The sequence below is a fragment of the Hephaestia mangrovi genome, assembly GCF_019880555.1.
Classification (GTDB): domain Bacteria; phylum Pseudomonadota; class Alphaproteobacteria; order Sphingomonadales; family Sphingomonadaceae; genus Sphingomonas; species Sphingomonas mangrovi.
Window position 1 is genome coordinate 631,251 of the sequence record NZ_JAINVU010000002.1, and the last position, 24,816, is coordinate 656,066.

Sequence of the window (24,816 nt, forward strand, 5' to 3'; positions counted from 1 at the left end):
GGCCTCGCTTTTCCTCGCATCGTCATTTGATGCCGCGCCGGACGACCGCGCGCGGCGCGCATAATCATCAAGGGTATCAGCATGTTCGGCAATTTCGCCAAATCGATTTTCGGCTCGTCCAACGACCGTTACGTCAAGTCGCTCAACCCGATCATCGCCAGGATCGCCAAGCTCGAGCCGCAGATGGAAGCGCTGTCGGACGCCGACCTCGCCAATCAGACAATGCTGTTCCGCGAGCGGCTGGCGGCTGGTGAGACGCTCGACGACCTGCTGCCCGAAGCGTTTGCGACGGTGCGCGAAGCCTCGAAGCGCGTGCTGGGCATGCGGCATTTCGACGTGCAGATGGTCGGCGGCATCGTGCTCCACCGCGGCGAAATCGCCGAAATGCGGACCGGCGAGGGCAAGACGCTGGTCGCGACGCTGGCGACCTATCTCAACGCGCTGCCGGGGACCGGCGCGCATGTCGTGACGGTCAACGATTATCTCGCCAAGCGCGACGCCGAGTGGATGGGGCAGATCTATCGCTTCCTCGGCCTCACCGTGGGCGTGATCGTGCCCAACCTCTCCGACCAGGAGCGGCGCGACGCTTATGGTTCGGACATCACCTACGGCACCAACAACGAATTCGGCTTCGATTACCTGCGCGACAACATGAAGTACGAACGCTCGGGCATGGTGCAGCGGCCGTTCAACTTCGCGATCGTCGACGAGGTCGACTCGATCCTGATCGACGAAGCGCGGACGCCGCTGATCATCTCGGGCCCGACCGACGACAAATCCGAACTGTACATGAAGGTCGATGCCGTCGTGAAGCAGTTCGCGCCCGAGGATTACGAGTTCGACGAGAAGATGCGCACGATCGTCCTCACCGAAGACGGCACCGAACGCGCCGAGCGGATGCTCGAGGATGCGGGGCTGCTGCAGGGCAGCAACCTCTACGATTTCGAGAATACGCAGGTGGTGCACCACCTCAACCAGAGCCTGCGCGCCAACGTGATGTTCAAGCGCGACATCGATTATATCGTCAAGGACGGCAAGGTCGTCATCATCGACGAATTCACCGGGCGCATGATGGACGGCCGGCGCTGGTCGGACGGGCTGCACCAGGCGGTCGAGGCCAAGGAAGGCGTCAATATCGAGCCGGAGAACCAGACGCTCGCCTCGATCACCTTCCAGAATTATTTCCGCATGTATCCAAAGCTCTCGGGCATGACCGGCACCGCGGCGACCGAGGCGGCGGAATTCTACGACATCTACAAGATGAACGTCGTCACCATCCCGACCAACCGGCCGATCAACCGCGTCGACGAGGAGGACGAGTTCTACAAGAACACGCAGGACAAGTTCAAAGCGATCGCCAAGAAGATCAAGATCCACGCCGACCGCGGGCAGCCGGTGCTGGTCGGCACGGTGTCGATCGAAAAATCCGAGATGCTGTCCGAATTCCTCGAGCAGGAAAAGGTCGCGCACAAGGTCTTGAACGCGCGCTTCCACGAGATGGAGGCGCATATCGTCGCGCAGGCGGGCCGCAAGTCGGCGGTGACGATCGCGACCAACATGGCCGGCCGCGGCACCGACATCCAGCTCGGCGGCAACCTGGAATTCCGGGTCGGCGACGAGCTCGCCGAAATGCCCGACGGCCCCGAGCGCGACGCCGCGATCGAGCGGATCCGCCAGGAGATCGAGGCGGAGAAACAGGAAGTGCTCGATGCCGGCGGACTGTTCGTGCTTGGCACCGAGCGGCACGAGAGCCGGCGCATCGACAACCAGCTGCGCGGCCGTTCGGGCCGCCAGGGCGATCCGGGCCTCAGCCGCTTCTACCTCAGCCTCGACGACGATCTGTTGCGCATCTTCGGGCCGGACACCTTGTTCGCCAAGATGATGCGATCCAACATCGAGGACGGCGAGGCGATCGGATCGAAATGGCTCTCCAAGGCGATCGAGACCGCGCAGAAGAAGGTCGAGGCGCGGAACTATGATATCCGCAAGCAGGTCGTCGAATATGACGACGTGATGAACGATCAGCGCAAGGTGATCTACGAGCAGCGCGCCGACATCATGGAAACCGAGGACGTTACCGAGATCGTCGAGGACATGCGCGCGGAGACGGTCAACGCCGTGGTCGGCGATGCCTGCCCGCCGGGCAGCTATCCCGAGCAATGGGACGTCGAGGGCATGAAGGCGCGCTTCGCCGAGTTGCTCAACATCGAGCCGCCGATCGATGCCTGGCTGCAGGAAGATTCGGTCGACGCCGAAATGATCGAGGAGCGCGCGCGCGAAATGGCCGATGCGCTGGTTGCCGACAAATCGGCGGAGATCGATCCGCAAAGCTGGCGCAGCGTCGAAAAGTCGATCCTGCTGCAGAATCTGGACCATCACTGGAAGGAGCATCTGTCGACGCTCGACGCGCTACGCCAGGTGGTCCACCTGCGCGCCTATGCGCAGAAGACGCCGCTCAACGAATACAAGTCGGAAGCGTTCGCGCTTTTCGAGCGGATGCTGAACTCGATTCGCGAGGACGTGACGCGGACCGTCGCGCACGCCCAGTTCCAGATGCAAGCCCCGCCGCCGCTCCCCGATCTGCCCGATTTCATCACCTCGCACTTCGACCCGTTCAGCGGCGAGGACGACAGCGCCGATATCGACGGCGGCACGCTGGGCACGGTGACGGCGCGGACGCCGACGCTGGGCGCGGCCAGCCCGGAAGGCGAGACGCTGGGCGAGGATCCGGCAAGCTGGGAAGGGCGCGTCAGCCGCAATGCGCCGTGCCCGTGCGGATCGGGACGCAAATACAAGCATTGCCACGGCGCGATCGGGGCCGAACAGGTTTAGGGCCGATCGACATTCAGTTCTAGCGGGCTGCAAAGCGCGGCTCTCCGCGCTTCCGGTGCTCACGGACCTGTAGTCCGCTGCGCTCCGGGTCGCGGAAATCCACCATTTTCGCTCCGCCACCTCCTGAATGTCGACCGACCCTAGGGTTCGTGGCGGGCTGCAAAGCGCGGTTTTCTGCGCTTTGCGGCGCTGCGTGCCGATTCTTGAAGGCCGCGCTTTTCGCCTCGCCCTGACCAGAATTAACGCCAAGCGCGCTGGTTGGCGGAGCGCCATGGATGCTGAAACAAGTTCAGCATGACGACGATGGGGAGGCGAACTTCAGGTCCGGCCGACTAGTTACGCCGATCTGACGTTCGCCGCAGAAGCACCAAGCCGGACTTTTGGGTGACGAGCCGGATTATCGGCGCGCGCCGGGCATCACGATCGTGGGGCCGAGGTTCTGGATCACGTCGCGCGCGTCGAAGGCGTGGACATCGCCTGACGGGCGCTCGCCATGGCCCATCACGATCTCGGCATGCGCATCATATTTGTCGATCGTGTTGACGTCGACCGGACCCCACGGATCGCCCCAGAAGGGATCGTAAAAGCCCCAGCCGAAGCCCGGACGGTGGTAACGCCAGCTCACGCCCCAATACCCCCACGGGCCGGGACGGAAGGGATCAATGACGTAGGTCCGCGTCTTGCGGTCGGTGTTGCGATCGACCAGTTCGAACCAGTCATATCCGTTCTGCACGGTGAGTTCCGCTGCGCGATAGAGCAGGTAGCGTTCGACCGTATCGCGCGAGGTGACCGAATTGCCTGCGAAGCTGACCATGAAACGATTGGCCTCGATCCGCTGCTCGCTGAAGCCCTCGCGGTTGAAGCCATGGCCGGTCGCGGGATGATAGGTCGTCGCGCTCTCGCAGCCGGCGAGCGCCAGCGTGGCAGCCGCGACGGCGGCGAGGAGCAGCGGGCGGCGGTTGGACGGCAATATCGACATTATACTCTCCACGGGCGGAAAGCGCGGACGATGCGGTTCCGCCTTACGTAACGGAACGCGCGCAAACCAGCGCAGTTCCGCCACTTTTGGAGATCTTCAGGCGGGCGTTTCGCCCAGTTTCGAACGGCGCAGGCGCGGCTCTCGGTCGAGCTCGGCGGCGTCCTTGATCGCGCGGCGAAGCTCATCACGCTTCTCGTGGATCGAGGCGATCACCGGCCCCATCGCCACGCCGAGATCGACCAGCACCGCTTCGGAAAGTTGCAGCGAGCTTTCGACCGTTTCGGGCACCGCATCGGTGGCGCCGGCGCGATAAAGCTGCGCGGCATGGGCGGTATCGCGCGCGCGCGCGATGATCGGCAGTGCCGGTACCCAGCCGCGCACGCGGCGGGTGATGCGGATCGTCAACACCGGATCGTCCATCGTCAGGATCAGCGCCTTGGCGCGTCCGAGATTGAGGCGATCGACCAGCTCCGAGCGCGCGACATCGCCGAAGATCACCGGGTATCCCTGGCGGCGCGCGGCGTTCACCGTATCGATATCGGCTTCGACCGCGACATATTTCTGATCGTGCGCGGCGAGCATGTCGGCCACCAGCCGGCCGACGCGGCCGAAGCCGATGACCACGGTGCCCGGCCCCTCGGGATCGGTCTCGATCTCGGGTTCGTCACCCCCAAGCCGGCGCTCGATCCGCCGCGCTGCGAACTGGCCGAAACGGGCGAGCAGCGGGGTGATGGTGAGGCCGATCGCGGTGACGGTCTGCCAGAAAGCCGCGGTGGACCCGTGGATCAATTGCGCCTCGGTCGCGACGCCGAGCACGATCAGCGTGGTTTCCGAAGGGCTGGCCATCAGCACGCCGGCTTCGGCGGCGACGCCGTTGCGAGCGCCGGTGACGCGCAACAAGGCGAACGTGACGAGCGCCTTGACGATCACCACGCCGAGCACCGCCAGCAGCAGCATCTGCCAATTGTGCATCACCAGCCGGAGATCGAGGCTCATGCCGACCGAGATCAGAAACACGCCGAGCGCCAGGCCCTTGAACGGTGCGGTGATGACCTCGACTTCGCTGTGATATTCGGTTTCCGCGATCAGCAGGCCGGCGAGCAAGGCGCCGACGATCGGCGACAGGCCCGCCGCGGTGGTGGCGAGGCTGGCGACAATCACAACAAGCAGCGAGGCAGCAAGGAACAGTTCGGGGCTCTTGGTCCGCGCCGCCTGAGCAAACAATCGCGGCAGCACGAAGCGGCCGCCGACGAACATCACCATCACCGTAAGACCGCCGGAAAGCGCGACATGGGCGAGGCCGGCCCAGCCGTTGTCGCTGGCGGTCGGCGCCATCGCGCCAAGCACGAAGATGATCGGCACCAGCGCCAGATCCTCGAACAGCAGCATCGCGAAAGCGGACCGGCCGACGGCGCTGGCGGTGCCGGCGATCGGCAGGACCAGCGCGGTGGAGGACAGCGCCAGCGCCAGCCCCAGCCCGATCGCGCCGCCCCAACCTTGCCCGAGCAGGTGCAATGCCAGCCCGATGATGAGACCAGACCCGATCAACTCGGCGGCGCCCAGCCCGAAGACCAGCCCGCGCATCGACCACAGCCGTTTCAGCGACAGCTCCAGCCCGATCGAGAACAGCAGCAGGATGATGCCGAATTCGGCGAACGGCTCGATCGCGTGCGCATCGGTGATGGTGACGTAATAGAGCCACGGCGCCTGCGGGACGAGCGCGCCGAGCCCCGCCGGGCCAACCAGAATGCCGACCAGGATGAAACCGATCACCGGGCTGACCTTGAAGCGCGCGAAGGCAGGGATCACCAGCCCCGCCGCGCCCAGGATCACCAGTGCGTCACTGAATCCAGCATCTTCGAGCCCGATCGCCATGCCGTTGGTTAAAGCCGATGCGCCCCGGCTTGTCAGCCGCTCCGTGCCTCGCTCGCCGCATTTTTTCGTGCTAAGCGATACGGAGCTTCACGAAATGCGGAGGTGTGTGATGGGACTGCTCGACGGATTGCTCGGACAGGTTGCAGAAAATGTCGATATTGCGAATCTCGCTGCGAAGGTCGGCCTGTCACAAGACCAGGTCGAGCAGGCGGTGGCGGCGCTGGCCCATGCGCACCCGCAACCGGGCGACACGGTGACGCAGGCGTCGCAGACGACCGGCCTGTCCACCGACGTGCTGCAGCAGATCGTCGGCCATATCGGCGGCGAAGGCTCGCTGGCGCAGTTCGCGAGCCTGATCGAATCGCAGGGCGGGCTGTCGAGCCTCAGCGGGCTTGCCGCGGGCCTGTTCGGCAAGTCCTGACCCAAGCCGCTGACGCGCGGCGATGGCCGAGCGGACCAGCGATGTCGTGATCGTGGGCGGCGGGCCGGCGGGGATGATCGCCGGCCTGCTGTTCGCGCGCGCCGGGATTGAGACGGTCGTGCTGGAAAAGCACGCCGATTTCCTGCGCGATTTCCGCGGCGACACGATCCATCCCTCGACGCTGCAAGTGTTCGACGAACTCGGCCTGCTCGATCGATTGCTGGCGCGCGATCACGTCAAGGTGAGCGAGCTTCATGCCCGCGTCGCCGGCGAGAACCTGGCGGTGGCCGACTTCAGCCATTTGCCGGTCGCCGCGCCGTATATCGCGCTGATGCCGCAATGGGATTTCCTCGATTTCGTCGCCGAGACGGCGGCGCGCTATCCGAGCTTCGCGTTGGAACGCCGCACCGAGGCGGTAGCGGCGGTGAGGACCGGCGGCCGCGTTACCGGCGTGCGCACGGCAGAGGGCGACGTTTTCACCGCACGAAAGCTCGTGATCGCCGCCGACGGCCGCGGATCGACGCTGCGCGCCGGATCGGGCTTGCCGCTGGAAACGATCGGCGCGCCGATGGACGTATTCTGGTTTCGCCTGCCCAAGGAAGCCGATCCCGAGAACGAAACGGTCGGCGTGTTCGATGCCGGCCGCATCTTCGTGCTGATCGACCGGCGCGATTATTGGCAATGCGCGTTCGTTTTCGCCAAGGGGCGGGCCGAGGCGATCCGCGCCGAAGGGATCGACGCCTTCCGCGAGCGGGTCGCGGCGATCGGGCCCGAGACGGCGCGGGCCGACGCGATCGGGAGCTGGGACGACGTCAAGCTGCTTACCGTGACGGTTGATCGGTTGACGCAATGGCACGAGCCGGGGTTGCTGTTCATCGGTGACGCTGCACACGCGATGTCGCCGATCGGCGGGGTGGGGATCAACCTGGCGATCCAGGATGCGATTGCCGCGGCGAATATCCTGGCCGGGAAGATCGCGGCCGGAGAGGATGCCGATCCACTGCTGAAGCGCGTTCAGCAGCGGCGGATGATGCCGACGCGGATCACACAAGCGATGCAGAAGCTGATTCAGGACCGGGTGATCGCCCCGCTGCTCGATGACGCGACGACGCTCGAACGGCCGCCGGCGTTGCTCGACCTGCTTGGGCATTGGCCGCGGCTCAGGCGGTTGCCCGCGCGGATCGTGGGGCTGGGTGTCCGCCCGGAGCATGTCCATTCGCCCGATCGGGGAACCGCGCGCGCCACGCTCCGTTGACGGGGGCATGCACCACATCGGCTTTCTGGGCTGGCAGCTTCCTGTCCCGCTGGCGGATACGATCGCCTGCATAATCGCGGTGATCGCGGCGCTGGCGGTGCATTGGCTGGTTTATGCCGTGTTGCGTCGGTTGGTGCGGCGCTCGTCGACGTCGAGCGACGATATCGTCCTGTCGCAGGCGTGGCATCCGCTCCGATGGATTTGCGTCGCGCTGGCTCTGGCGCTGGTCCGGCTTCATCTGCATCTGGTTGGCGAGGCGGACGCCGCGTGGCGGCAGGGCGCGGGGCTGCTGCTGCCGGCGATGCTCGGCTGGCTCGCCATTGCCATGCTGCGCGCGATGCAGCGGATCGTCGAGATCAGGACAGACATTACCGTTGCCGACAATCTGGCGGCGCGGCGGCGGCGGACGCGGAGCGCGATCCTGGGGCGGATCGCGATATTCCTCGTCGCCTTCGTGACCATCTGCCTGATGCTCCTGAGCATTCCCGCGGTGCGCGCGGTTGGCGTGACGCTGATGGCATCGGCGGGGCTGGCGGGCCTAGCGGTCGGCGCCGCGGCGCAGCCCGCGCTCAAGAACCTGATTGCCGGCATCCAGATGGCCTTCACCGAGCCGATCCGGATCGACGACGTCGTCATCGTGGAGAACGAATGGGGGCGGATCGAGGAGATCCGGCTGACCTATGTCGTCGTCAAGATCTGGGACGAGCGGCGGCTGATCGTGCCGGTGTCGCGGTTTCTGGAGCAGCCGTTCGAGAATTGGACGCGCGCCAACTCACAATTGCTGGGCACCTCTTTCTTCTATCTCGATCCGACCGCGGATCTCGTCCGGCTGCGGACCAAGTTCGAAGAAACGGTGAAGGCCGATCCGCGCTGGGACGGGCGGGTGATGACGCTCGCCGTCACTGACATCCGCGAACAGGTGATCGAGGTGCGCGCGCTGGTCAGCGCGGCCGATTCGGGGCGCCAGTTCGATCTGCGCACCGCGATCCGCGAGAAGCTGCTCGCGTTCATTCGCGATGAGATGCCGGAGGCGCTGCCGCGTCGCCGGGCGGAACTGGTTCCTCATCCGGCAGGGTGAGATCGAGCGGCTCGACCAGCAGCGTATTGCCGGCGATGCCGACGATACGGGCCCGCGCGCCGGCGGGAAGATCGTGGCCGCTGATTGGCCATGAGCTGTCACCGATCCGGGCATGGCCGAAGCCGTCGACGATCGCATCGGTGACGATCACCGTCTGGCCGATCAGGCGCGCGGCGCGATCGTTGAGCTGGGGATCGAGGCTCTCGACCGGATAATCGCTATACCAGCGCTTGCCGATCGCGACGGTGACGCCGCTCCAGATCGCGAACGAGACGAGCTGGGCGGCGAGCGGGAGATCGGGTAGCGCAACCGCGGCGATGCCGGTGATCGCCGCCGCAATCGCGAGGAAGATCAGGAAGACGCCGGGAACGACGATCTCGCCGATCCCGAGCAGCACCGCGGCCGCCAGCCACCAGACGACCGGGCTGGTGGCGAGGCTGTCGAGGGTCATGCGCCGCCCGCGTCACCCGAGCCGCGGGTGCGGCGAACGGTGGGCGTGGTGGTGGTCGTCGGCACCGAAGCCGGGTCGCCACCCTTGTTGAGCGCTTCCCTGGCGAGCTCGCCGATGCCGCCGAGCGTGCCGATCAGTTGCGTCGCCTCGACCGGGAACATGATCGTCTTGGCGTTGGGCGACGTGGCGAATTTGCTCACCGCGTCGACATATTTCTGCGCGACGAAATAGTTGATCGCCTGTGCCGAGCCCTGCTCGATCGCATCGGAGACGAGTTTGGTCGCCTTGGCCTCAGCCTCGGCGGCACGCTCGCGGGCTTCGGCTTCGCGGAAAGCCGATTCGCGCTTGCCCTCGGCCTCGAGGATCGCCGACTGCTTCTTGCCTTCGGCGCGCAGGATGTCCGACGCACGCGCGCCTTCGGCATCGAGGATGTTGGCGCGCTTCTCGCGCTCGGCCTTCATCTGGCGGCCCATCGCGTTGACGATGTCTTGCGGCGGGCGGATGTCCTTGATCTCGACGCGGGTGATCTTGACGCCCCAGGGATTGGTCGCGTGATCGACGACATTCAGCAGCCGCACATTGATTTCGTCGCGCTTCGACAGCGTTTCGTCGAGGTCCATCGAGCCCATCACCGTGCGCAGATTGGTGGTCGAGAGCTGCATGATGCCGAGGAACAGGTCGCTGACCTCGTAAGCCGCCTTGGCCGCATCGAGCACCTGGAAGAACACCACGCCATCGACCGCGACCATCGCATTGTCCTTGGTGATGATCTCCTGCCCCGGGATGTCGAGTACCTGCTCCATCATGTTGACGCGCTTGCCGACACGATAGAAGAACGAGGGATAGAAGTTGAACCCCGGCTTCGCGACAGTGGTGAAGCGGCCGAAATGTTCGATCGTATATTGATAGCCTTGGCGCACGATCTTGATGCTGGTCATGAGGTAGAGCAGCACGATCACCAGGATCAACGCGGCAATGATGACGATCATGAATAACCCCCGAAATCCACTTCTCACGGTGACGGGAAGGCTAGCAGGTTCCGACGTGGCGCGCATCTGAAACCGGCGCAACAGCGCCGGAAAATCGCACTTGTCGATACGTCACTAGCGCCGGGCGGATGCTTTGGTTACATGGCCTGCCACGATTCCCCTAGGAACTGGCGTATCACATGGACATCCGGCTCGGCCTCACTTTCGACGACGTACTCCTGCAACCTGCCGAATCGAGCGTATTGCCCGGCGAGGCCGACGTCCGCACGCGCCTGAGCCGCGAGATCGCGCTCAACATCCCGGTGCTTTCCTCGGCGATGGACACGGTGACCGAGGCGGACATGGCGATCGTCATGGCGCAACTGGGCGGGATCGGCGTGCTCCACCGCAACCTGACGGTGCTGGAGCAATGCGATGCCGTGCGACAGGTGAAGCGCTTCGAGAGCGGCATGGTGGTCAACCCGATCACGATCGCGCGCGACGCGACGCTTGCCGATGCCCAGGCGCTGATGGCGCACCATCGGATCAGCGGCATTCCCGTCACTGAGCCGGGCGGCAAGCTGGTCGGCATCTTGACGCATCGCGACGTGCGCTTCGCCGAAAATCCGCGCCAGCCGGTGTCCGAGCTGATGACGCACGAGAATCTGGCGACGGTGAAGATCGGTGTCGGGCAGGACGAGGCGCGGCGGCTGCTTCACCAGCGGCGGATCGAGAAGCTGCTGGTGGTTGACGACGATTATCGCTGCGTCGGCCTGATTACCGTCAAGGATATCGAGAAGGCAGTGACCTATCCCGACGCGACCAAGGATGGCGCGGGCCGGTTGCGCGTCGCAGCCGCGACGACGGTGGGCGAGAAGGGGTTCGAGCGGACCGCGGCGCTGGTCGACGCCGAATGCGACCTGATCGTGATCGATACCGCGCACGGCCATAACAGCGATGTCGCCAAGGCTGTCGAGCGGGTCAAGAAACTGTCAAATTCGGTGCAGGTGATCGCCGGCAACGTCGCCACCGCCGAGGCGACGCGTGCGCTGATCGACGCCGGCGCGGACGGTGTGAAGGTGGGGATCGGGCCGGGATCGATCTGCACGACGCGGGTCGTCGCCGGCGTCGGCGTGCCGCAATTGACGGCAGTGATGGACTGCGCGGCGGAAGCGGCCAAATCGAACGTGCCGGTGATCGCCGATGGCGGCCTGCGCACTTCCGGCGATCTCGCCAAGGCACTTGCCGCGGGCGCTTCGACCTGCATGGTCGGATCGCTGCTCGCGGGCACCGAGGAAGCGCCGGGCGAGACGTTCCTCTACCAGGGGCGCGCCTACAAGAGCTATCGCGGGATGGGCTCGGTCGGCGCGATGGGGCGCGGATCGGCGGATCGCTATTTCCAGGGCGAGGTGAAGGACCAGCTCAAGCTGGTGCCCGAGGGGATCGAGGGCCAGGTGCCGTTCAAGGGGCCGGCGAAGGATGTGATCCACCAGTTGGTCGGCGGCGTGAAAGCGGCGATGGGCTATACCGGATCGGCGACCATTGCCGATCTGCAGAAGCGCGCGCAGTTCGTGCGGATTACCGGCGCGGGGCTGCGCGAAAGCCATGTCCACGACGTGACGATCACGAGGGAAGCGCCCAATTATCCGACGCGGTGACTCTTTATCCTCTTCCCACCGAGGAAGGCAAAGAATGAGGTCTCCTTCCGCCGCGAGGCTCCACCTCTTTCCCGCCCCTGGAGGGGAGGGGCTGGTTGGCGCGTCATGACCCCCGGCGGGCGGGCGCAGGCGGCGATCGAGCTGCTCGACGCGATCATTATCGCCGCGCGCGATCAGGGGCCAGCGGCGGACACGCTGATCGCGCGCTATTTCGCCGAGCGGCGCTATGCCGGGAGCAAGGACCGGCGCGCGGTGCGCGACCTGGTCTATGCCGCGATCCGGCGCGCGGGCGAGCGGCCGGAAAGCGGACGAGCGGCGTTAATCGGGGTGGCCGATGACGATCCTGCATTAGCAGCGTCATTCACGGGCGAAGGGCACGCACCAGCGCCGATCGCTGCGGATGAGGCGCGGGCGGCCGCAGCAGTAGCGCCGGGCTGGCTGATCCAGCAGTTGCGCGCATCGGGGCTGGGCGATGAGGAACTCGCCGCGCTTGGTGAACGCGCGCCGCTCGACGTGCGGGTCAATCGGCTCAAGGCCGATCGCGCGAGCGTGATGGCATCGATCCCGGATGCCGTAGCCTTGCCGCATGCGGCGGACGGATTGCGGTTGCCGGCAGGAACGACAGTCGAGCAACTCGACGCGTTTCGTGCCGGGCGGATCGAAGTCCAGGACGAGGGCAGCCAGATCGTGGCGATGGCCGCTGCTGCCAAGCCGGGCATGGCGGTGGTCGATCTGTGCGCCGGTGCCGGCGGCAAGACGCTTGCCCTCGGCGCGGCGATGGCCGGGAAGGGGCATTTGCTCGCCTGCGATGTCGATCGCGCGCGGCTTGCACGACTGGCGCCTCGCGCCGAGCGGGCGGGGCTGGCGATCGTCGAGACGCGGCTGATGAATCCCGGTCGGGAAGCAGACGCGCTGGCCGACTGGCAGAGCCGAGCCGACGTCGTTCTGGTCGATGCGCCCTGCTCGGGGACGGGAACCTGGCGGCGCAATCCCGAGGCGCGCTGGCGGCTGAGCCCCGACCGGATTGCCCGGCTGGCCGATACGCAGCGCCGGCTGCTGACGCTCGCGGCCGGGCTGGTCAAGCCGGGCGGCGCGCTGATCCATATCGTCTGCTCGCTGCTAGACGCCGAGGGGGCGGGGCAGATTGCACGGTTCCTCGACGAGCATCCCGGATGGCGCGCCGAGCCGCTTGCCTTGCCCGCGGGGCGGCCGCACGAAAGGGGCGTCCGGCTTACCCCGGCGCACGACGGGACCGACGGTTTTTTCGTCGCGCGGCTGGTTCGGCCGTGCTAATCGGGCGCTGAAAAGCCATGCTGGAGAAATTGATGCGTATCTCGCTCGTCGCCACCGCCGCCGCGCTGACGCTGGCCTCGGTGTCGACCGCGCTGCATAGCCAGAAACCCGACGACCAGATCGACGCCCGCTCGCTCGAATGGCTGGCCAAGGGCAAGGCGGCGAGTGTGGCGGGCAAGCTCGAAGAAGCGACCGGCGACCTCGAAACCGCGTTGGCGGTCGATCCGCGCAACCGTGGGGCGTTCGTGGTGCTGGGCGACGTGGCGCACAAACAGGGCCTCAACGGCAAGGCGATCCGGCATTATCGCGATGCGATGCTGCTCGATCCCAACGATCCGGCCGCGATCGCCGGTGAAGGGCAGGCGTTGCTCGCCAAGGGCGCGGTGAAGCAGGCCAATGTCGATCTCGCCAAGCTGAAGAAAGTATGCAAGGGCGCGTGCCCCGAGGCGCAACAGCTCGCCGCGGCGATCGCCAAGGGACCGCCGGCGACCACGCTCGCGCAGCAGGCCGGCAGCGACGACAAACCGGTCGATTGATTAGCCCGCGTCGAGCGCAGCGGCGATCGCGACAAATTCCGGAACGCTGACGGTCTCGGCACGGCGGGTCTCGTCGATGCCCAGCGTGGCCAGTGCATCGAGCGCGCCGGGCACGGCCTTGAGGCTCTGACGCAGCATCTTGCGACGCTGCCCGAAGGCGGCGGCGGTGAGACGCTCGAGAGTGGTGAAATCGACCCCGGCGGGGGCTGTCGCGGGCTCGATATGGACGACCGCCGACATCACCTTGGGCGGCGGCGTGAAGGCCGAGCGGTGGACCGTCATCGCGATCCGCGCGGTCGAGCGCCATTGCGCGAGGACGGCGAGGCGGCCGTAGGCCCCACTGCCGGGCGCCGCGACGATCCGCTCGGCGACTTCCTTCTGGAACATCAGCGTCAGGCTTTGCCACCACGGCCGCCAGTCGGCCGACAGCCAGCGGACGAGCAGCGCGGTGCCGACATTGTACGGCAGGTTGGCGACGATGTGCGGGCGGCCGTCGAACAGCGAGGCGGGATCGGTGTCGAGCGCATCGCCCTCGATCACGCGGAGCTTGCCGGGATAGGCTTCGGCGAGTTCGGCCAGCGCGGGAATGCAGCGGCGATCGCGCTCGACCGCGGTGACGCGCGCGCCAGCGGCGAGCAGCGCGCGGGTCAGGCCGCCGGGACCGGGGCCGACCTCGAACACCTCGGCATCTCGCAGATCGCCCGGAACAGCGGCGATGCGGGCCAGCAACTGGCCGTCGAACAGGAAATTCTGGCCCAGCGCCTTGCTGGCGGAGAGGCCGTGCTTCGCGATCACCTCGCGAAGCGGCGGCAGCGCCGTCAGCGCCGTCATGTGCGTTCGGCGGCGCGGCGCGTCGCGGCCTCGGCCGCCATGCGGATCGCCGCGATCATCGCGCCCGGCTCGGCGCGATCCTGCCCGGCGATCGCGAAAGCGGTGCCGTGATCGGGCGAGGTGCGGACGATCGGCAACCCCAGCGTCATGTTGACGCCATCGTCGAAATAGAGCGTCTTGATCGGGATCAGCGCCTGATCGTGATAGCAGCACAAGGCTGCGTCATAGGTCTTGCGGGCGCGATCGTGGAACATCGTGTCGGCGGCGGACGGGCCGGTCGCGTCGATGCCCTCGGTGCGGAGCTGCTCGATCGCCGGCAGGATGAAGTCGATTTCCTCGCGGCCGATCGCGCCCTGCTCGCCGGCATGCGGGTTGAAACCGGCAAAGGCGAGCCGCGGGTGCTCGATACCGAAATTGCGCTGCAGCCCACGCGCGGTCGCACGCGCCTTGGCGGCGATCAGCTCGATGCTGAGTAGGCTCGAAACGCTGGCGAGCGGCACGTGCGTGGTGATCGGCACGACCCGCAGACCGGGCCCTGCCAGCATCATCACGGCGTTGTCGCCCGAGACGCCGAACCGCTCGGCAACGAATTCGGTCTGGCCGGGATGGGTGAAGCCGATCTGGTAGAGCTGGGCCTTGGAAACGGGACCGGTGACGAGCGCGCCGGCGGCGCCCGTGCGCGCGAGGCCGGTGGCGAGCTCCAGCGCGTGGAGCGCGCAACGGGCGCCGTCGGTATCGGGCACGCCAGGCGTGATCGCGCCGGCATCCTCCACCCTGAGCACCGGCAAGGCGGCAGCAAAGGCGCGGGAAGCGGCGTCGGGGGTGTCTATCACCTCGATGGGACCGTCCCAGACGCGCTCGATCGCGCGTGGATCACCGACCGCGAAGAAGGGGGCGAGTTTCGCGCGACGGCGCGCAGCCCATGCCTTGGCGATGATCTCGGGCCCGATCCCGGCGGGATCGCCCATCGATACGGCGAGCGGCGCGATCACGTGCCGACTCCCTCCTCTTCGTCTCAGCGATATTCGATGATCGCGTCGCGGCGCAGATCGCGCAAGACCTGTTCGGCACGCAGGTTGACGCGCTGCTGCTCGATCTGGTTCTGCACCTGGCCGGGCGCGGGGATCGACTGCGCCGGCGGATCGTCACGACCGCACAGCACCAGCGTCCGAACCCCTTCGGTCGGCGAACCAAACGGCGGCGTCGCCTCGCCGACCTGCATTTTGAGCAGGATTTCCTGCAACTGAGCGGGCAGCTGGCGCGCAACGATCTGATCGTTGTCGACAACCTCTGCGCCGATCTTCTGCGCTACGCCGGTGGCATCGCCGCAGCCGTGGATCGACTGAATTTCCTTGGCGAAGGTGGCGATCTTGGCCTGTGCCTGGGCCTGCGGCATTCCCTTGGGGAAATCGAGCGTCAGCTGACGCAGGCTGAGGCGCGCGTCACGCGGATCGGCCTTGCCGACCTCTCGCTTGTCGACGAGGTAGAGGATCGAGAAACCACCCGGCGTCTCGATCGGACCGGCGATCTGGCCGACCTGCATCTGCTGCGCGGCCTGGGCCAGCGGGGCGGGCAAGGTGTCGAGCCGCACCCAGGACAGGTCGCCGCCCACTGCCCGGGTCGATGCTTCTGAAAATTGCGCAAAATAATCAAAAGGCTGCGCGCCGCTTTGAATTTGCTGCATCATCTTCTGCATGTTGTCGTGGACCTGCTGCGCGCGGTCCGGCGTCGCCGACATGTAGATTTCACGCAGATGATATTCTTCGGTGCCCTGATCGGCCTTCAGGCGATCGAGGATGGCGTTGACCTCCTGATCGCCGACGTTGACGAACGGCTCGACTTCCTTGCTGAGATAGCGGCTCCAGGCGATCTGTGATTCGATCTGGCCGTTCAGCGAGCGCACCGACGAGCCGATCTTGTCGAGATATTGCGTCAATTGCTCGGGCGTCATGTTGAAACGCTGCGCGACGCGGTTGAAGCCGCTGGTCATCTCCGCAGGGGTGACGGTGACGTCATTGGCCTTGGCTTCCTGAATCTGCAGCGTCTCGTCGATCAGGTTGCGCAAGACCTGGAGCTTGAGGCGATTGAGTTCGTCACCCTGCAGCTTGAGGTTGTTCGCCGCCTCGATCAGCGCGACCCGCTGGTCGACGTCGGTACCGGTGATGACCGTGCCGTTGACGATCGCGGTGGGCTTGCGGACGTTGGGATCAAGCTTGCCGAACAGCTGCACATCGCTGGGGATATTGAGCCCCGAGCTGTCGGTGGTCTGGGCCGGGGGAGCTTCGTCCTGATCGTCGGTTTGCGCGAATACCGAGGTGCCAAGCGCCAGGGCGGCAACGAACCCGATCGTGCGGGTCGCCCGCGCCGCCTTCGAAATCGACATGATCACGTAAATTCTTATCCCATCCAGCCGGACATCCATCGACGCGCCGGTCTTATCATCATCAACTGAACCTGAGCTTAGCGGCCCAGATTCTTGAAGGCCAGCGTCAACAGGAAAGAGTTGCCACGCCGCGCGTCGCCGGTCTGCTGATAGTCGCGTTTCCAGGTGACGCCAAGTTTCAGACAATCGTCTTCATAAGCGATGCCGGCGCGGTGGCGCACCGGCTCGAACCCGTCGGCCAGCGACAACGGATCCTCGGCCTTGTCGGTGAGATCGATGATCGTCGAGCCGAACAGCGACCAGAACTTGCCGATCTGGACGCGGCCGCCGAGCCGGACTTCCTCGCTGTCGCGCAGATCCTCCAGCGACGGATCGATGTTGCGGTTGAGGCGAAGATAGCCGGCCATGATATAGGTCGCGCGCGAGCCGATCGTCGCGTCGACCTCGTTGCGCCGCACCGCCAGGCCATCCTTGTCGAGCCGGTAGCGATGGACCAGCGAGAAGAAGTCGCGGTAACGCAGCTCGGTGCGTCCGACGATGTCCGACACACGATCGGAGAGGCCCGTGCCATCGGGCAGCAGCGTCGGCTGCGAGGTGAGGCGGTAGCTCTGGCCGACCACGGCATCGAGCGAGAAATCGGGCAGATCGACCTGCCATTCGAGGCCGTAGGTGAAGCGCGTCGAATCCTCCCAACGGTCGTACCCCGGGAAGCGATTGAGCGCGAACAGGTTCGAATCCTCGAGATCGACCGCGCGAGCATCCTCGTTGGGAATGTCGAGATTGGGCGTGTGCGGCGACGCCACGACCTGGATGCGCGGGGTGAGCCGCTGCGTGCCGTTGAGGAAAGAGCCGATGAACGGCCATTTCACGTCGGCCGCCAGCGCACCGATGAAGCGGTGCTGGAAGCCGTCCTGCCCGCGATAGCTGGGCACCGTCGTCGCCAGCGAATCATCGGTGTGGTAGAGATCGCCTCGGCCATAAGCGGTGAACGTGACCTGCTGCCCCCAGGGCGTCAGCTTGTTCAATTCCCAGGTCGCACTGGCAAAGGCGCGCTGGGTATCCTGCCCCTCGGTGCGGTCGAGCGCGAGGCTGTTGGCCTGCAGCGTGATCGTGCCGCCCAGCCACGGATCGGCCAAGCGGCGGCGATAATCGATCTCGGGCAGGGCGAGCGGCTGCAGCCGCTGCTGTTCGTCGAGGCGAAGCTCCTGCACCGCCCACCCGGCGATCGACAGATAGCTGTCCTGATCGATCCGCTCGACATTGATCGTGTTACGCAGGCGATCGTCGCGCGAAATGTCGTAGCGGCGCAGGAAGGTCTTGTCGGTGGCGACGCGGAACGAGCCGCTTACGCTCCAGTTGGGATCGAGCTGGAAGCGGCCGGCGGCATCGATATAGCCGCGAAACTGATTGTTGCTCGACGCATTGGTGACGACGCCGGCTAGATCGTCGCTCTGGCGGCTGTAGGTGCCGTAAGCGGTGACGCGGAACGCGCCGGTGCTCGATAGCGAACGAAACTCGCCCTCGACCATCGGCAGCGCGTTGGTGAAGACATAGGGCTCGATCATCAGCCCGCGGTTGGGCGCGAGGCGGAAATAATAGGGCAGGCCGAGTTGCAGCCCGTTGGTGTGATCGATCTGGATATCCGGCGTCAGGAAACCACTGGCGGCGTCCGCACCGACCGAATTGGAAAAGGCCGGCAGCGGCACCGACAGCCCGAACAGGTGGAATTGCGCGCCCTTGTAGAAAATGCGCTGCTTGTCCGGGCGATACGTTACGCGGACGGCAGTGATCTTCCAGCTCGGCTCCTTGGGGCAGCCGTTCGAGGCAGTGACGTCACATGGCGTATAAGCGGCATGATCGAGGCTGACGCTGCCGTCTTCATGGCGCGTGCCTTGCCTGGCGGCGAGGCGCCCGCCCTGTTCGAGCACCACCAGCATGTTCTGGACGACGCCGTCCTTGAGCGTATCGGTGAGTTCGATCGAATCGCCGTAGGCGATGTCGCCCTGCGGATTGGTGACAGCGACGTTGCCGGTCGCGACGACCTGGCCGGACTTGCGGTTCCACACCACCTTGTCGGCGCGCAGGCGGTTGCCCTGGCGAAACATCTGCACCGCGCCCGATACGGTGACGATATCGGCCTTGCTGTCATATTCGAGCGTGTCGGCGCTGAAACCGACCTGGTTCGCGTCGGCCTGCGACGGAATCGGAGACGGCGGCGGCGGCGGCACGGAACGATCGGCGAGATCCTGCGCGCGTGCCGTGCCGGCAGCGAATGCCAAGGGCAACGTGCAGCACAGAAAGACATCGCGACGGCGCAATTCGACACACTCCACTTCCGGCCGACGCGGCGGCGGCAGACGCGCCCTATCGCATCGCTCGCCGCGCGCCGCAATCGCATCCATGGCTTTGCCAGCGCGACCAAGACCTCCTAGAGGACGAGTCATTCGAAAATCCATAATTCAGTTCGAGGTATTGATGCAGATCCAGTTCGCCCCGCGCGCCACAGATACCGGCGTGATCGTGCTTCCGGTGGAAAAGGACGGCATCGGCCGGGTCGCGTTCGGCGACATCGCCGCGGCCGACCAGAAGGTGATCCTCGGCGCGGCGCGATCGAACCGGTTCGAAGGCGACGCCGGCGCGATCGTCGAGACGTTCGTTGGCGCAGGCGATGCCGTGCGTCGCGTGCTGCTGCTTGGTCTCGGCGCCGGCAGCGAAGAGGATTATGAGCGCGCCGGCGGGGCGCTGGCGTCTCGCCTGCTCGCGTCTGGCGTGACCGCGCTGACGGTCGATTTCGCCGCATTGCCGGGCAAGCCCGTCGCCAAGGCGGTCGCGCGGTTCGCCGCCGGCGCGGCGCAGCGTGCCTGGCGTTACGACGTCTATCGCACCAAACAGCCCGAAAAGCAGAAGCCGACACTGGAGACGATCACGATCGCCGGCGCGCCCGATGGCGCCGACGCCGCCTGGGCCGATTTCAACGCGGTGACGCAGGGCATGGCACTGACCCGCGAACTGGTCGTCGAGCCAGCCAACATCATTTATCCGGAAAGCTTCGTCGAGCGGGTGGAAAAGTCGGTCGAAGGGCTGGGGCTCGAGATCACCGTGCTCGGCGAGGACGAGATGCGCGCGCTCGGCATGGGCGCGCTGCTCGGCGTCAACCAGGGGTCGCGGCGCGCGCCACGGCTGCTCGCGCTCAAGTGGAACGGTGCGGGCGCAGGCGATCCCGAGGTTGCGTTCGTCGGCAAGGGCGTGACGTTCGACAGCGGCGGCATTTCGATCAAGCCGGCCGCGGGCATGGAAGACATGAAGTGGGACATGGGCGGCGCCGCGGCAGTCGTCGGCGCGATGAAGGCGCTCGCCATGCGTAAGGCCAAGGCGAACGTGATCGGCGTGTGCGGGCTGGTCGAGAACATGCCCGACGGCAACGCCCAGCGCCCCGGCGACGTCGTGACGTCAATGTCCGGACAGACGATCGAAGTGATCAACACCGATGCCGAGGGGCGGCTGGTGCTATGCGACGCATTGTGCTGGGTGCAGCGGACGCATCACCCCAAGACGATCATCGACCTGGCGACGCTCACCGGGGCGATCATCATCTCGCTCGGCCACGATCACGCCGGGCTGTTTTCGAACGACGACGCACTGGCGGGCGAGCTTACTGCCGCTGGTCTCGCCTCGGGCGACAAGCTGTGGCGGCTGCCGGTCAACGCGACGTATGACAAGTTGCTCGACAGCGCGATCGCCGACATGAAGAACGTCGGGCCGCGCGCGGCCGGATCGATCACGGCGGCGCAGTTCCTGCAGCGCTTCATCGAGGACGGCGTGCGCTGGGCGCATCTCGACATCGCCGGCATGGCCTGGGCCGACAAGCCCGGCGCCAATTTCGAGAAGGGTGCGACCGGCTTCGGCGTGCGCGTGCTCGACCGGTTCATCCACGATACCGTGGAGAAGTGAGCCGCGCCGTCACCCCGGATCTCGTTCCGGGGTGCGCCGGGCAGTGCGAGGGACGCGCTCGCGGGGCAAGGGATGCCGGAATACGTCCGGCGTAACGGGTTGGTATGCAGGTCGATTTCTATCATCTCACCGCCGCCCCGATCGAGCGCGTGCTGCCGCGCATCGCCGAGCGCGTGCTGGCCGATGGCGGGCGGCTGCTGATCGTCGCCGATCAGGCGCGGCTGCCGGCGCTCGACAAGCTGCTATGGACGTGGCGCGCGGACAGCTTCCTGCCGCACGCCTGCGCGGGCGGCGAGCGTGATGCCAATCAGCCGATCCTGCTTGCCGCCGACGTGATCTCGCCCAACGATGCGCGGAACGTGGCGATCGCCGACGGCGAGTGGCGTGACGAGGTGCTCGGCTTCGATCGCGCGTTTCACTTCTTCGACGAGGAGCGCATCGTCGAGGCACGGCAGGCGTGGAAGGCGCTGGGCGACAGGTACGGCGTCGAGCGGCGTTACTGGAAGCAATCCGAGGGCGGCGGCTGGGAGCAGCTTGCATAACCCGGCCAGTCCGATTAGGGCGGCGCCACTCATCAAAACCTAATAGCAGGAGCCGCACGGCCATGGCCGCGAACCGGACGTTTTCGATCATCAAGCCCGATGCCACCCGCCGCAATCTGACCGGCGCCGTCACCAAGATGCTCGAAGAGGCCGGCCTGCGCGTCGTCGCCTCGAAGCGCATCCAGATGACCAAGGATCAGGCCGAGGGCTTCTACGCCGTTCACAAGGAGCGGCCGTTCTTCAATGATCTGGTCAGCTTCATGATCTCGGGCCCGGTCGTCGTCCAGGTGCTCGAGGGCGAGAACGCCGTGCAGCGCAACCGCGAAATCATGGGCGCGACCAATCCCGAAAATGCCGAGCCCGGCACGATCCGCAAGGAACTGGCCGAATCGATCGAGGCGAACTCGGTCCACGGATCGGATTCGGACGAGAATGCGGCGATCGAGATCGCCTATTTCTTCAAGCCCGAAGAAATTGTCGGCTGATCTGAAGCCGGTTCTACGACGCGCGGTGGCGGCGGACGCCGCCGCGCTGTCGCTGGTCGCCTGCGCGACCCTGCTCGATACCTTCGCCGGTATCCTGAGCGGCAGCGACCTCGTTCAGCATTGCGCGCGACACAACACGCCCGACAAGTTCGCGGCGTGGATCGACGATCCAGCGAGCGTCGTCACGCTTGGCGAAACGGCCAGTGGTGCCGCACCGATCGGCTATACGGTACTGACGACGCCCGACCTGCCGGTGGAGATCGTCGCCGGCGACATCGAGCTGCGCCGCATCTACACGCTGTCGCGGCTGCACGGATCGGGGCTCGGCGCCGAGTTGATGGAGCGCGCGCTTGCCGATGCGCGGGCGATGGACAAGGCCCGCGTGCTGCTCGGCGTCTATGGCGGCAATGCGCGGGCGCGGGCATTCTACGAGCGCCAGGGCTTCGTCGTAGCCGGTGAGCGGCGCTTCCTGGTCGGCGAGACCTGGCACGACGACGCGATCTACGCGAAGGTGCTCTAAGCCCTCGGCTTGATCTTCGACCAATGCCGGTCGACGGCAGCCTGGGTGGCGCCGGTGCGGCGGACGAGCACGATCCCCCTCAGTTCGAGCGCGCGGCCGCGCAACAGGCGGCCGTGGGTGGCCCAGACGATATCGTAGACCGCGCTATCGGAAAGGTGCTGCTCGCCATCCCAATAATCCGCGGTGATCAGCACGGGGAGCCGGCCCTGTTGATCGGCCGGGCCGCCCGCGATCGCCTTGAGCAGCGCACCTTCGAACCAGTCGGCATCGATTTCGGGATGCAGCGTGCTCGACTGCGGGCTGATGCCAAGCGCGGTGGGAAAGCGGACCTCGATGCCCTGGATGCGGTGCGCCGCATCGTCGAGCACGAGGCGGCCGCCGTCGTCCTTCGGCGTCGCGGTGAAGGTGACGAGGGCGCCAGTCCGTGCGGCGCTGGCCTGGCTCGCCGCTTCGAGCGCGCGAGCCTGCTGGTCGGCCTCGCGCCCCTGCCAGTTGTTCCACAAGGTGAGCCCGGCGATGACGACGCCGGCAATCGCGACGATTTCGGCCAGCGTCAGCCAGCGGCGGCGCGCCTTGGCGGCCTCCGCCTTTGCCTCGGCACGCTCGGCGGCGGACTCGGGAGGCGCGGGATCGTCCTGATACTTGCTCATCGGCCGCCGGCCTCCAGCAAGCGACGCGGGGCGACCAGTTCCCAGCTCTGCGCGATGCGGTTCCCGACGCGGTCCCAATCGGTATCGGGACGATCGAGGCGCATCGCCACCCAGCCTGAAGGACCGAGATAGGGCGGGCTATAATAGCAATCGGGATCGATTTCGATCAGCATCGCCTGCTCCTCGCGCCCGCTGGTCTTGACGATCACCACCGTTTCGCCGTCGCCGTGATGGTTATGCCAGAAATAGGCGAAGAACTTGCCCTTCTCGATGTGAAAACCGGGCGAGCCGTGCGAAATACGCTCGGCAGCCTCGGGCAGCGCCAGCGCCAGCGCACGGACCTTTTCGAGCGGAACGGCGGGATCGGGGCTCATCGTGCGGCGAAGTCTGCCAGAACACGCGGATAAAGGCGATGCTCTTCGACGAGGACGCGCGCGGCGAGCGTCTCGGCGGTATCGCCGGGCTCGATCGGCACCTCGGCCTGGCCGAGCACCTCGCCGCCGTCGAGTTCCTCGGTGACGACGTGGACCGAGCAACCGGCGACGGCATCACCAGCCTCGATCGCGCGACCATGGGTATCGAGGCCCTTGTATTTGGGCAGCAGCGACGGGTGGATGTTGACGATCCGGCCGCGCCACTTCGCGACGAATTCATCGGACAGCAGGCGCATGTAGCCGGCCAGTGCGATCACCTCCGCACCGGCCTCGCGCAGCGCGCCATCGATGGCGGCTTCGTAGGCCGGCTTGCCGATGCCTTTCGGCGAAAGTGCGAAAGTGACGAGATTGTGCTCGCGCGCCCAGGCGAGACCGGCGGCGTCAGGCCTGTCGGAAGCGACGATGGCGATCTCATATGAGCAATCCGCGGCTTGCGCTGCCTTGGCCAGCGCCATCATGTTCGACCCGCGCCCCGAGATCAGGATCGCGACCTTGCGCTTAGCCATGGTGCGTCGCCGACCAATCCGCGCGCGCGCTCCAGGTGCCTGCCGAGCCGGCCACGGTGCAGCCGCGAGCGCCCGATTCGACGATGCCGATCGTCTCGACCCGCTCGCCGGCGGCGCGGAGAGCGTCCGCGACATCGCCGGCCGTATCCGCCGCGACGATCACGGCCATGCCGATGCCGCAGTTGAAGGTACGCGCCATCTCCTCGGGCTCGATCGCGCCCTGGGCTTGCAGGAAAGCCATCAGGCGCGGCTGCGGCCAGGCATCGGCATCGATTCGCGCGTGAGTGTCTTGCGGCAGCACGCGCGGGATATTCTCGAGCAGACCGCCGCCGGTGATGTGCGCGAGCCCCTTGATGCGGCGCTCGCGGATCAGCGGGAGCAGGCTTTTCACATAGATGCGGGTCGGTGCCATCAGCGCATCGATCAGCAGCACATCCTGATCGAACAGGGCAGGGCGGTCGAGCTTCCAGCCCTTGTCGGCGGCGAGGCGGCGGACCAGCGAGAAGCCGTTCGAATGCACGCCCGACGACGCCAGGCCGAGAATGACGTCACCGGGAGCGATGTCGCGGCCGGTAAGCACCTGATCGCGTTCGACGGCGCCGACGCAGAAACCGGCGAGATCGTAATCACCCGCGGCGTACATGCCGGGCATTTCCGCAGTCTCGCCGCCGATCAGCGCGCAGCCGGCCTGGCGGCAGCCCTCGGCGATGCCGGCGACGACGCGGGTCGCGACGGCGTTGTCGAGCTTCGCGGTCGCGTAATAATCGAGGAAGAACAAGGGCTCGGCGCCCTGGACGACGAGATCGTTGGCGCACATCGCGACAAGATCCACGCCGACGCCATCGTGCCGGTCATGCTCGATCGCGAGCTTGAGCTTGGTGCCGACGCCATCATTGGCGGCGACCAGCAGCGGATCGGTGAAGCCCGCTGCCTTGAGATCGAAGAACCCGCCGAAACCGCCGAGATCGGCGTCGGCGCCGACGCGGCGCGTCGCCTTGGCAAGCGGGCCGATCGCCTTGACCAGCGCGTTGCCCGCGGCGATCGAGACGCCAGCATCGGCATAGGTATAGGGGCTGTTGCTCATCGTCTTTGGCCTAGATCCGATCGCAGGGAACTCACGCCGTCCGCCCCGAGCTTGTAGAGCGGCGGTCCTCGCGAGCCGGACGGT

The 24,816-nt window shown here is 66.3% G+C and carries 23 protein-coding genes; 11 read left to right on the forward strand and 12 right to left on the reverse strand.

The window, feature by feature from the left end; all coding sequences use genetic code 11:
* Positions 1 to 81 precede the first annotated feature (81 nt).
* Positions 82 to 2,832, forward strand: coding sequence for a preprotein translocase subunit SecA (gene secA / locus K7G81_RS06905; protein ID WP_223029987.1), 2,751 nt, complete (start codon positions 82 to 84; stop codon positions 2,830 to 2,832).
* A 397-nt stretch (positions 2,833 to 3,229) separates the two neighbouring features.
* Here the strand turns inward: secA and K7G81_RS06910 are convergent, their stop codons facing one another.
* Together K7G81_RS06910 and K7G81_RS06915 are read right to left on the reverse strand one after the other, a co-directional pair.
* The gene (locus tag K7G81_RS06910) at positions 3,230 to 3,811 is read right to left on the reverse strand and encodes a CC0125/CC1285 family lipoprotein (protein ID WP_223029988.1); all 582 of its coding nucleotides are present in this window, start codon (positions 3,809 to 3,811) and stop codon (positions 3,230 to 3,232) included.
* A 96-nt stretch (positions 3,812 to 3,907) separates the two neighbouring features.
* The gene (locus K7G81_RS06915; protein WP_223029989.1) at positions 3,908 to 5,686 is read right to left on the reverse strand and encodes a cation:proton antiporter domain-containing protein; all 1,779 of its coding nucleotides are present in this window, start codon (positions 5,684 to 5,686) and stop codon (positions 3,908 to 3,910) included.
* A gap of 109 nt (positions 5,687 to 5,795) precedes the next feature.
* Between K7G81_RS06915 and K7G81_RS06920 the strand changes: the two genes are divergently transcribed.
* The 3 genes from K7G81_RS06920 to K7G81_RS06930 are packed head-to-tail and all read left to right on the forward strand — an operon-like array spanning position 5,796 to position 8,440.
* The gene (locus K7G81_RS06920) at positions 5,796 to 6,107 is read left to right on the forward strand and encodes a hypothetical protein (protein ID WP_223029990.1); all 312 of its coding nucleotides are present in this window, start codon (positions 5,796 to 5,798) and stop codon (positions 6,105 to 6,107) included.
* A 22-nt stretch (positions 6,108 to 6,129) separates the two neighbouring features.
* Positions 6,130 to 7,362: an FAD-dependent oxidoreductase gene (locus tag K7G81_RS06925; RefSeq protein WP_223029991.1), complete on the forward strand. Its 1,233-nt coding sequence runs from the start codon at positions 6,130 to 6,132 to the stop codon at positions 7,360 to 7,362.
* 7 nt (positions 7,363 to 7,369) lie between these two features.
* Positions 7,370 to 8,440, forward strand: coding sequence for a mechanosensitive ion channel family protein (locus K7G81_RS06930; protein ID WP_223029992.1), 1,071 nt, complete (start codon positions 7,370 to 7,372; stop codon positions 8,438 to 8,440).
* Here K7G81_RS06930 and K7G81_RS06935 read toward each other — a convergent pair.
* Positions 8,370 to 8,891 (reverse strand): NfeD family protein, encoded by a 522-nt coding sequence (locus tag K7G81_RS06935; protein WP_223029993.1) that lies wholly within the window; start codon positions 8,889 to 8,891, stop codon positions 8,370 to 8,372. The two genes, K7G81_RS06930 and K7G81_RS06935, sit on opposite strands and share 71 nt — an antisense overlap.
* On the reverse strand, positions 8,888 to 9,880 hold the full coding sequence (locus tag K7G81_RS06940) for an SPFH domain-containing protein (protein WP_223029994.1): 993 nt from the start codon (positions 9,878 to 9,880) through the stop codon (positions 8,888 to 8,890). Before K7G81_RS06940 ends, K7G81_RS06935 begins: the two co-directional genes overlap by 4 nt.
* A gap of 179 nt (positions 9,881 to 10,059) precedes the next feature.
* Between K7G81_RS06940 and guaB the strand changes: the two genes are divergently transcribed.
* The 3 genes from guaB to K7G81_RS06955 all read left to right on the forward strand — a co-directional run bounded on the left by guaB (position 10,060) and on the right by K7G81_RS06955 (position 13,346).
* The gene (gene guaB, locus K7G81_RS06945) at positions 10,060 to 11,517 is read left to right on the forward strand and encodes an IMP dehydrogenase (protein WP_223029995.1); all 1,458 of its coding nucleotides are present in this window, start codon (positions 10,060 to 10,062) and stop codon (positions 11,515 to 11,517) included.
* A 105-nt stretch (positions 11,518 to 11,622) separates the two neighbouring features.
* Positions 11,623 to 12,810, forward strand: a complete 1,188-nt coding sequence (locus K7G81_RS06950) for an RsmB/NOP family class I SAM-dependent RNA methyltransferase (RefSeq protein ID WP_223029996.1) — start codon at positions 11,623 to 11,625, stop codon at positions 12,808 to 12,810.
* 32 nt (positions 12,811 to 12,842) lie between these two features.
* A complete protein-coding gene (locus K7G81_RS06955; RefSeq protein WP_223029997.1) occupies positions 12,843 to 13,346 on the forward strand; it encodes a tetratricopeptide repeat protein in 504 nt (167 codons plus the stop codon).
* On the opposite strand, the gene rsmA is transcribed toward K7G81_RS06955, so the two are convergent.
* The 4 genes from rsmA to K7G81_RS06975 all read right to left on the reverse strand — a co-directional run bounded on the left by rsmA (position 13,347) and on the right by K7G81_RS06975 (position 18,878).
* Positions 13,347 to 14,177 carry a 16S rRNA (adenine(1518)-N(6)/adenine(1519)-N(6))-dimethyltransferase RsmA gene (gene rsmA / locus K7G81_RS06960; protein WP_223029998.1) on the reverse strand — a complete coding sequence of 277 codons (831 nt, stop codon included), beginning with the start codon at positions 14,175 to 14,177 and terminating at the stop codon, positions 13,347 to 13,349.
* A complete protein-coding gene (gene pdxA, locus K7G81_RS06965) occupies positions 14,174 to 15,145 on the reverse strand; it encodes a 4-hydroxythreonine-4-phosphate dehydrogenase PdxA (RefSeq protein ID WP_439649534.1) in 972 nt (323 codons plus the stop codon). Before pdxA ends, rsmA begins: the two co-directional genes overlap by 4 nt.
* 47 nt (positions 15,146 to 15,192) lie before the next feature.
* The gene (locus tag K7G81_RS06970) at positions 15,193 to 16,560 is read right to left on the reverse strand and encodes a peptidylprolyl isomerase (RefSeq protein ID WP_223030000.1); all 1,368 of its coding nucleotides are present in this window, start codon (positions 16,558 to 16,560) and stop codon (positions 15,193 to 15,195) included.
* Positions 16,561 to 16,637: 77 nt separating this feature from the next.
* Entirely contained in the window at positions 16,638 to 18,878 is a 2,241-nt protein-coding gene (locus K7G81_RS06975) for an LPS-assembly protein LptD (RefSeq protein ID WP_255586701.1), read from the reverse strand.
* Between the two features lie 157 nt (positions 18,879 to 19,035).
* Here K7G81_RS06975 and K7G81_RS06980 point away from each other — a divergent pair, with 157 nt between their 5' ends.
* From K7G81_RS06980 to K7G81_RS06995, 4 genes are all read left to right on the forward strand, one after another.
* A complete protein-coding gene (locus K7G81_RS06980) occupies positions 19,036 to 20,511 on the forward strand; it encodes a leucyl aminopeptidase (protein WP_223030002.1) in 1,476 nt (491 codons plus the stop codon).
* Positions 20,512 to 20,615: 104 nt separating this feature from the next.
* Positions 20,616 to 21,053, forward strand: coding sequence for a DNA polymerase III subunit chi (locus K7G81_RS06985; RefSeq protein WP_223030003.1), 438 nt, complete (start codon positions 20,616 to 20,618; stop codon positions 21,051 to 21,053).
* Positions 21,054 to 21,115: 62 nt separating this feature from the next.
* The gene (ndk, locus tag K7G81_RS06990) at positions 21,116 to 21,538 is read left to right on the forward strand and encodes a nucleoside-diphosphate kinase (protein ID WP_223030004.1); all 423 of its coding nucleotides are present in this window, start codon (positions 21,116 to 21,118) and stop codon (positions 21,536 to 21,538) included.
* Between the two features lie 25 nt (positions 21,539 to 21,563).
* Positions 21,564 to 22,058, forward strand: coding sequence for a GNAT family N-acetyltransferase (locus K7G81_RS06995; RefSeq protein WP_369412048.1), 495 nt, complete (start codon positions 21,564 to 21,566; stop codon positions 22,056 to 22,058).
* Here K7G81_RS06995 and K7G81_RS07000 read toward each other — a convergent pair.
* Genes K7G81_RS07000 through purM form a run of 4 tightly spaced genes read right to left on the reverse strand, consistent with a single transcriptional unit; the run spans position 22,055 to position 24,732 of the window.
* Positions 22,055 to 22,708, reverse strand: a complete 654-nt coding sequence (locus K7G81_RS07000) for a hypothetical protein (protein WP_223030006.1) — start codon at positions 22,706 to 22,708, stop codon at positions 22,055 to 22,057. The genes K7G81_RS06995 and K7G81_RS07000 overlap by 4 nt on opposite strands.
* A complete protein-coding gene (locus K7G81_RS07005; protein WP_223030007.1) occupies positions 22,705 to 23,082 on the reverse strand; it encodes an MmcQ/YjbR family DNA-binding protein in 378 nt (125 codons plus the stop codon). Before K7G81_RS07005 ends, K7G81_RS07000 begins: the two co-directional genes overlap by 4 nt.
* Positions 23,079 to 23,648 (reverse strand): phosphoribosylglycinamide formyltransferase, encoded by a 570-nt coding sequence (gene purN, locus K7G81_RS07010; RefSeq protein WP_223030008.1) that lies wholly within the window; start codon positions 23,646 to 23,648, stop codon positions 23,079 to 23,081. Before purN ends, K7G81_RS07005 begins: the two co-directional genes overlap by 4 nt.
* Complete coding sequence (gene purM, locus K7G81_RS07015; protein WP_223030009.1) at positions 23,641 to 24,732, reverse strand: phosphoribosylformylglycinamidine cyclo-ligase; 1,092 nt, start codon at positions 24,730 to 24,732, stop codon at positions 23,641 to 23,643. Before purM ends, purN begins: the two co-directional genes overlap by 8 nt.
* Between the last annotated feature and the right edge of the window lie 84 nt (positions 24,733 to 24,816).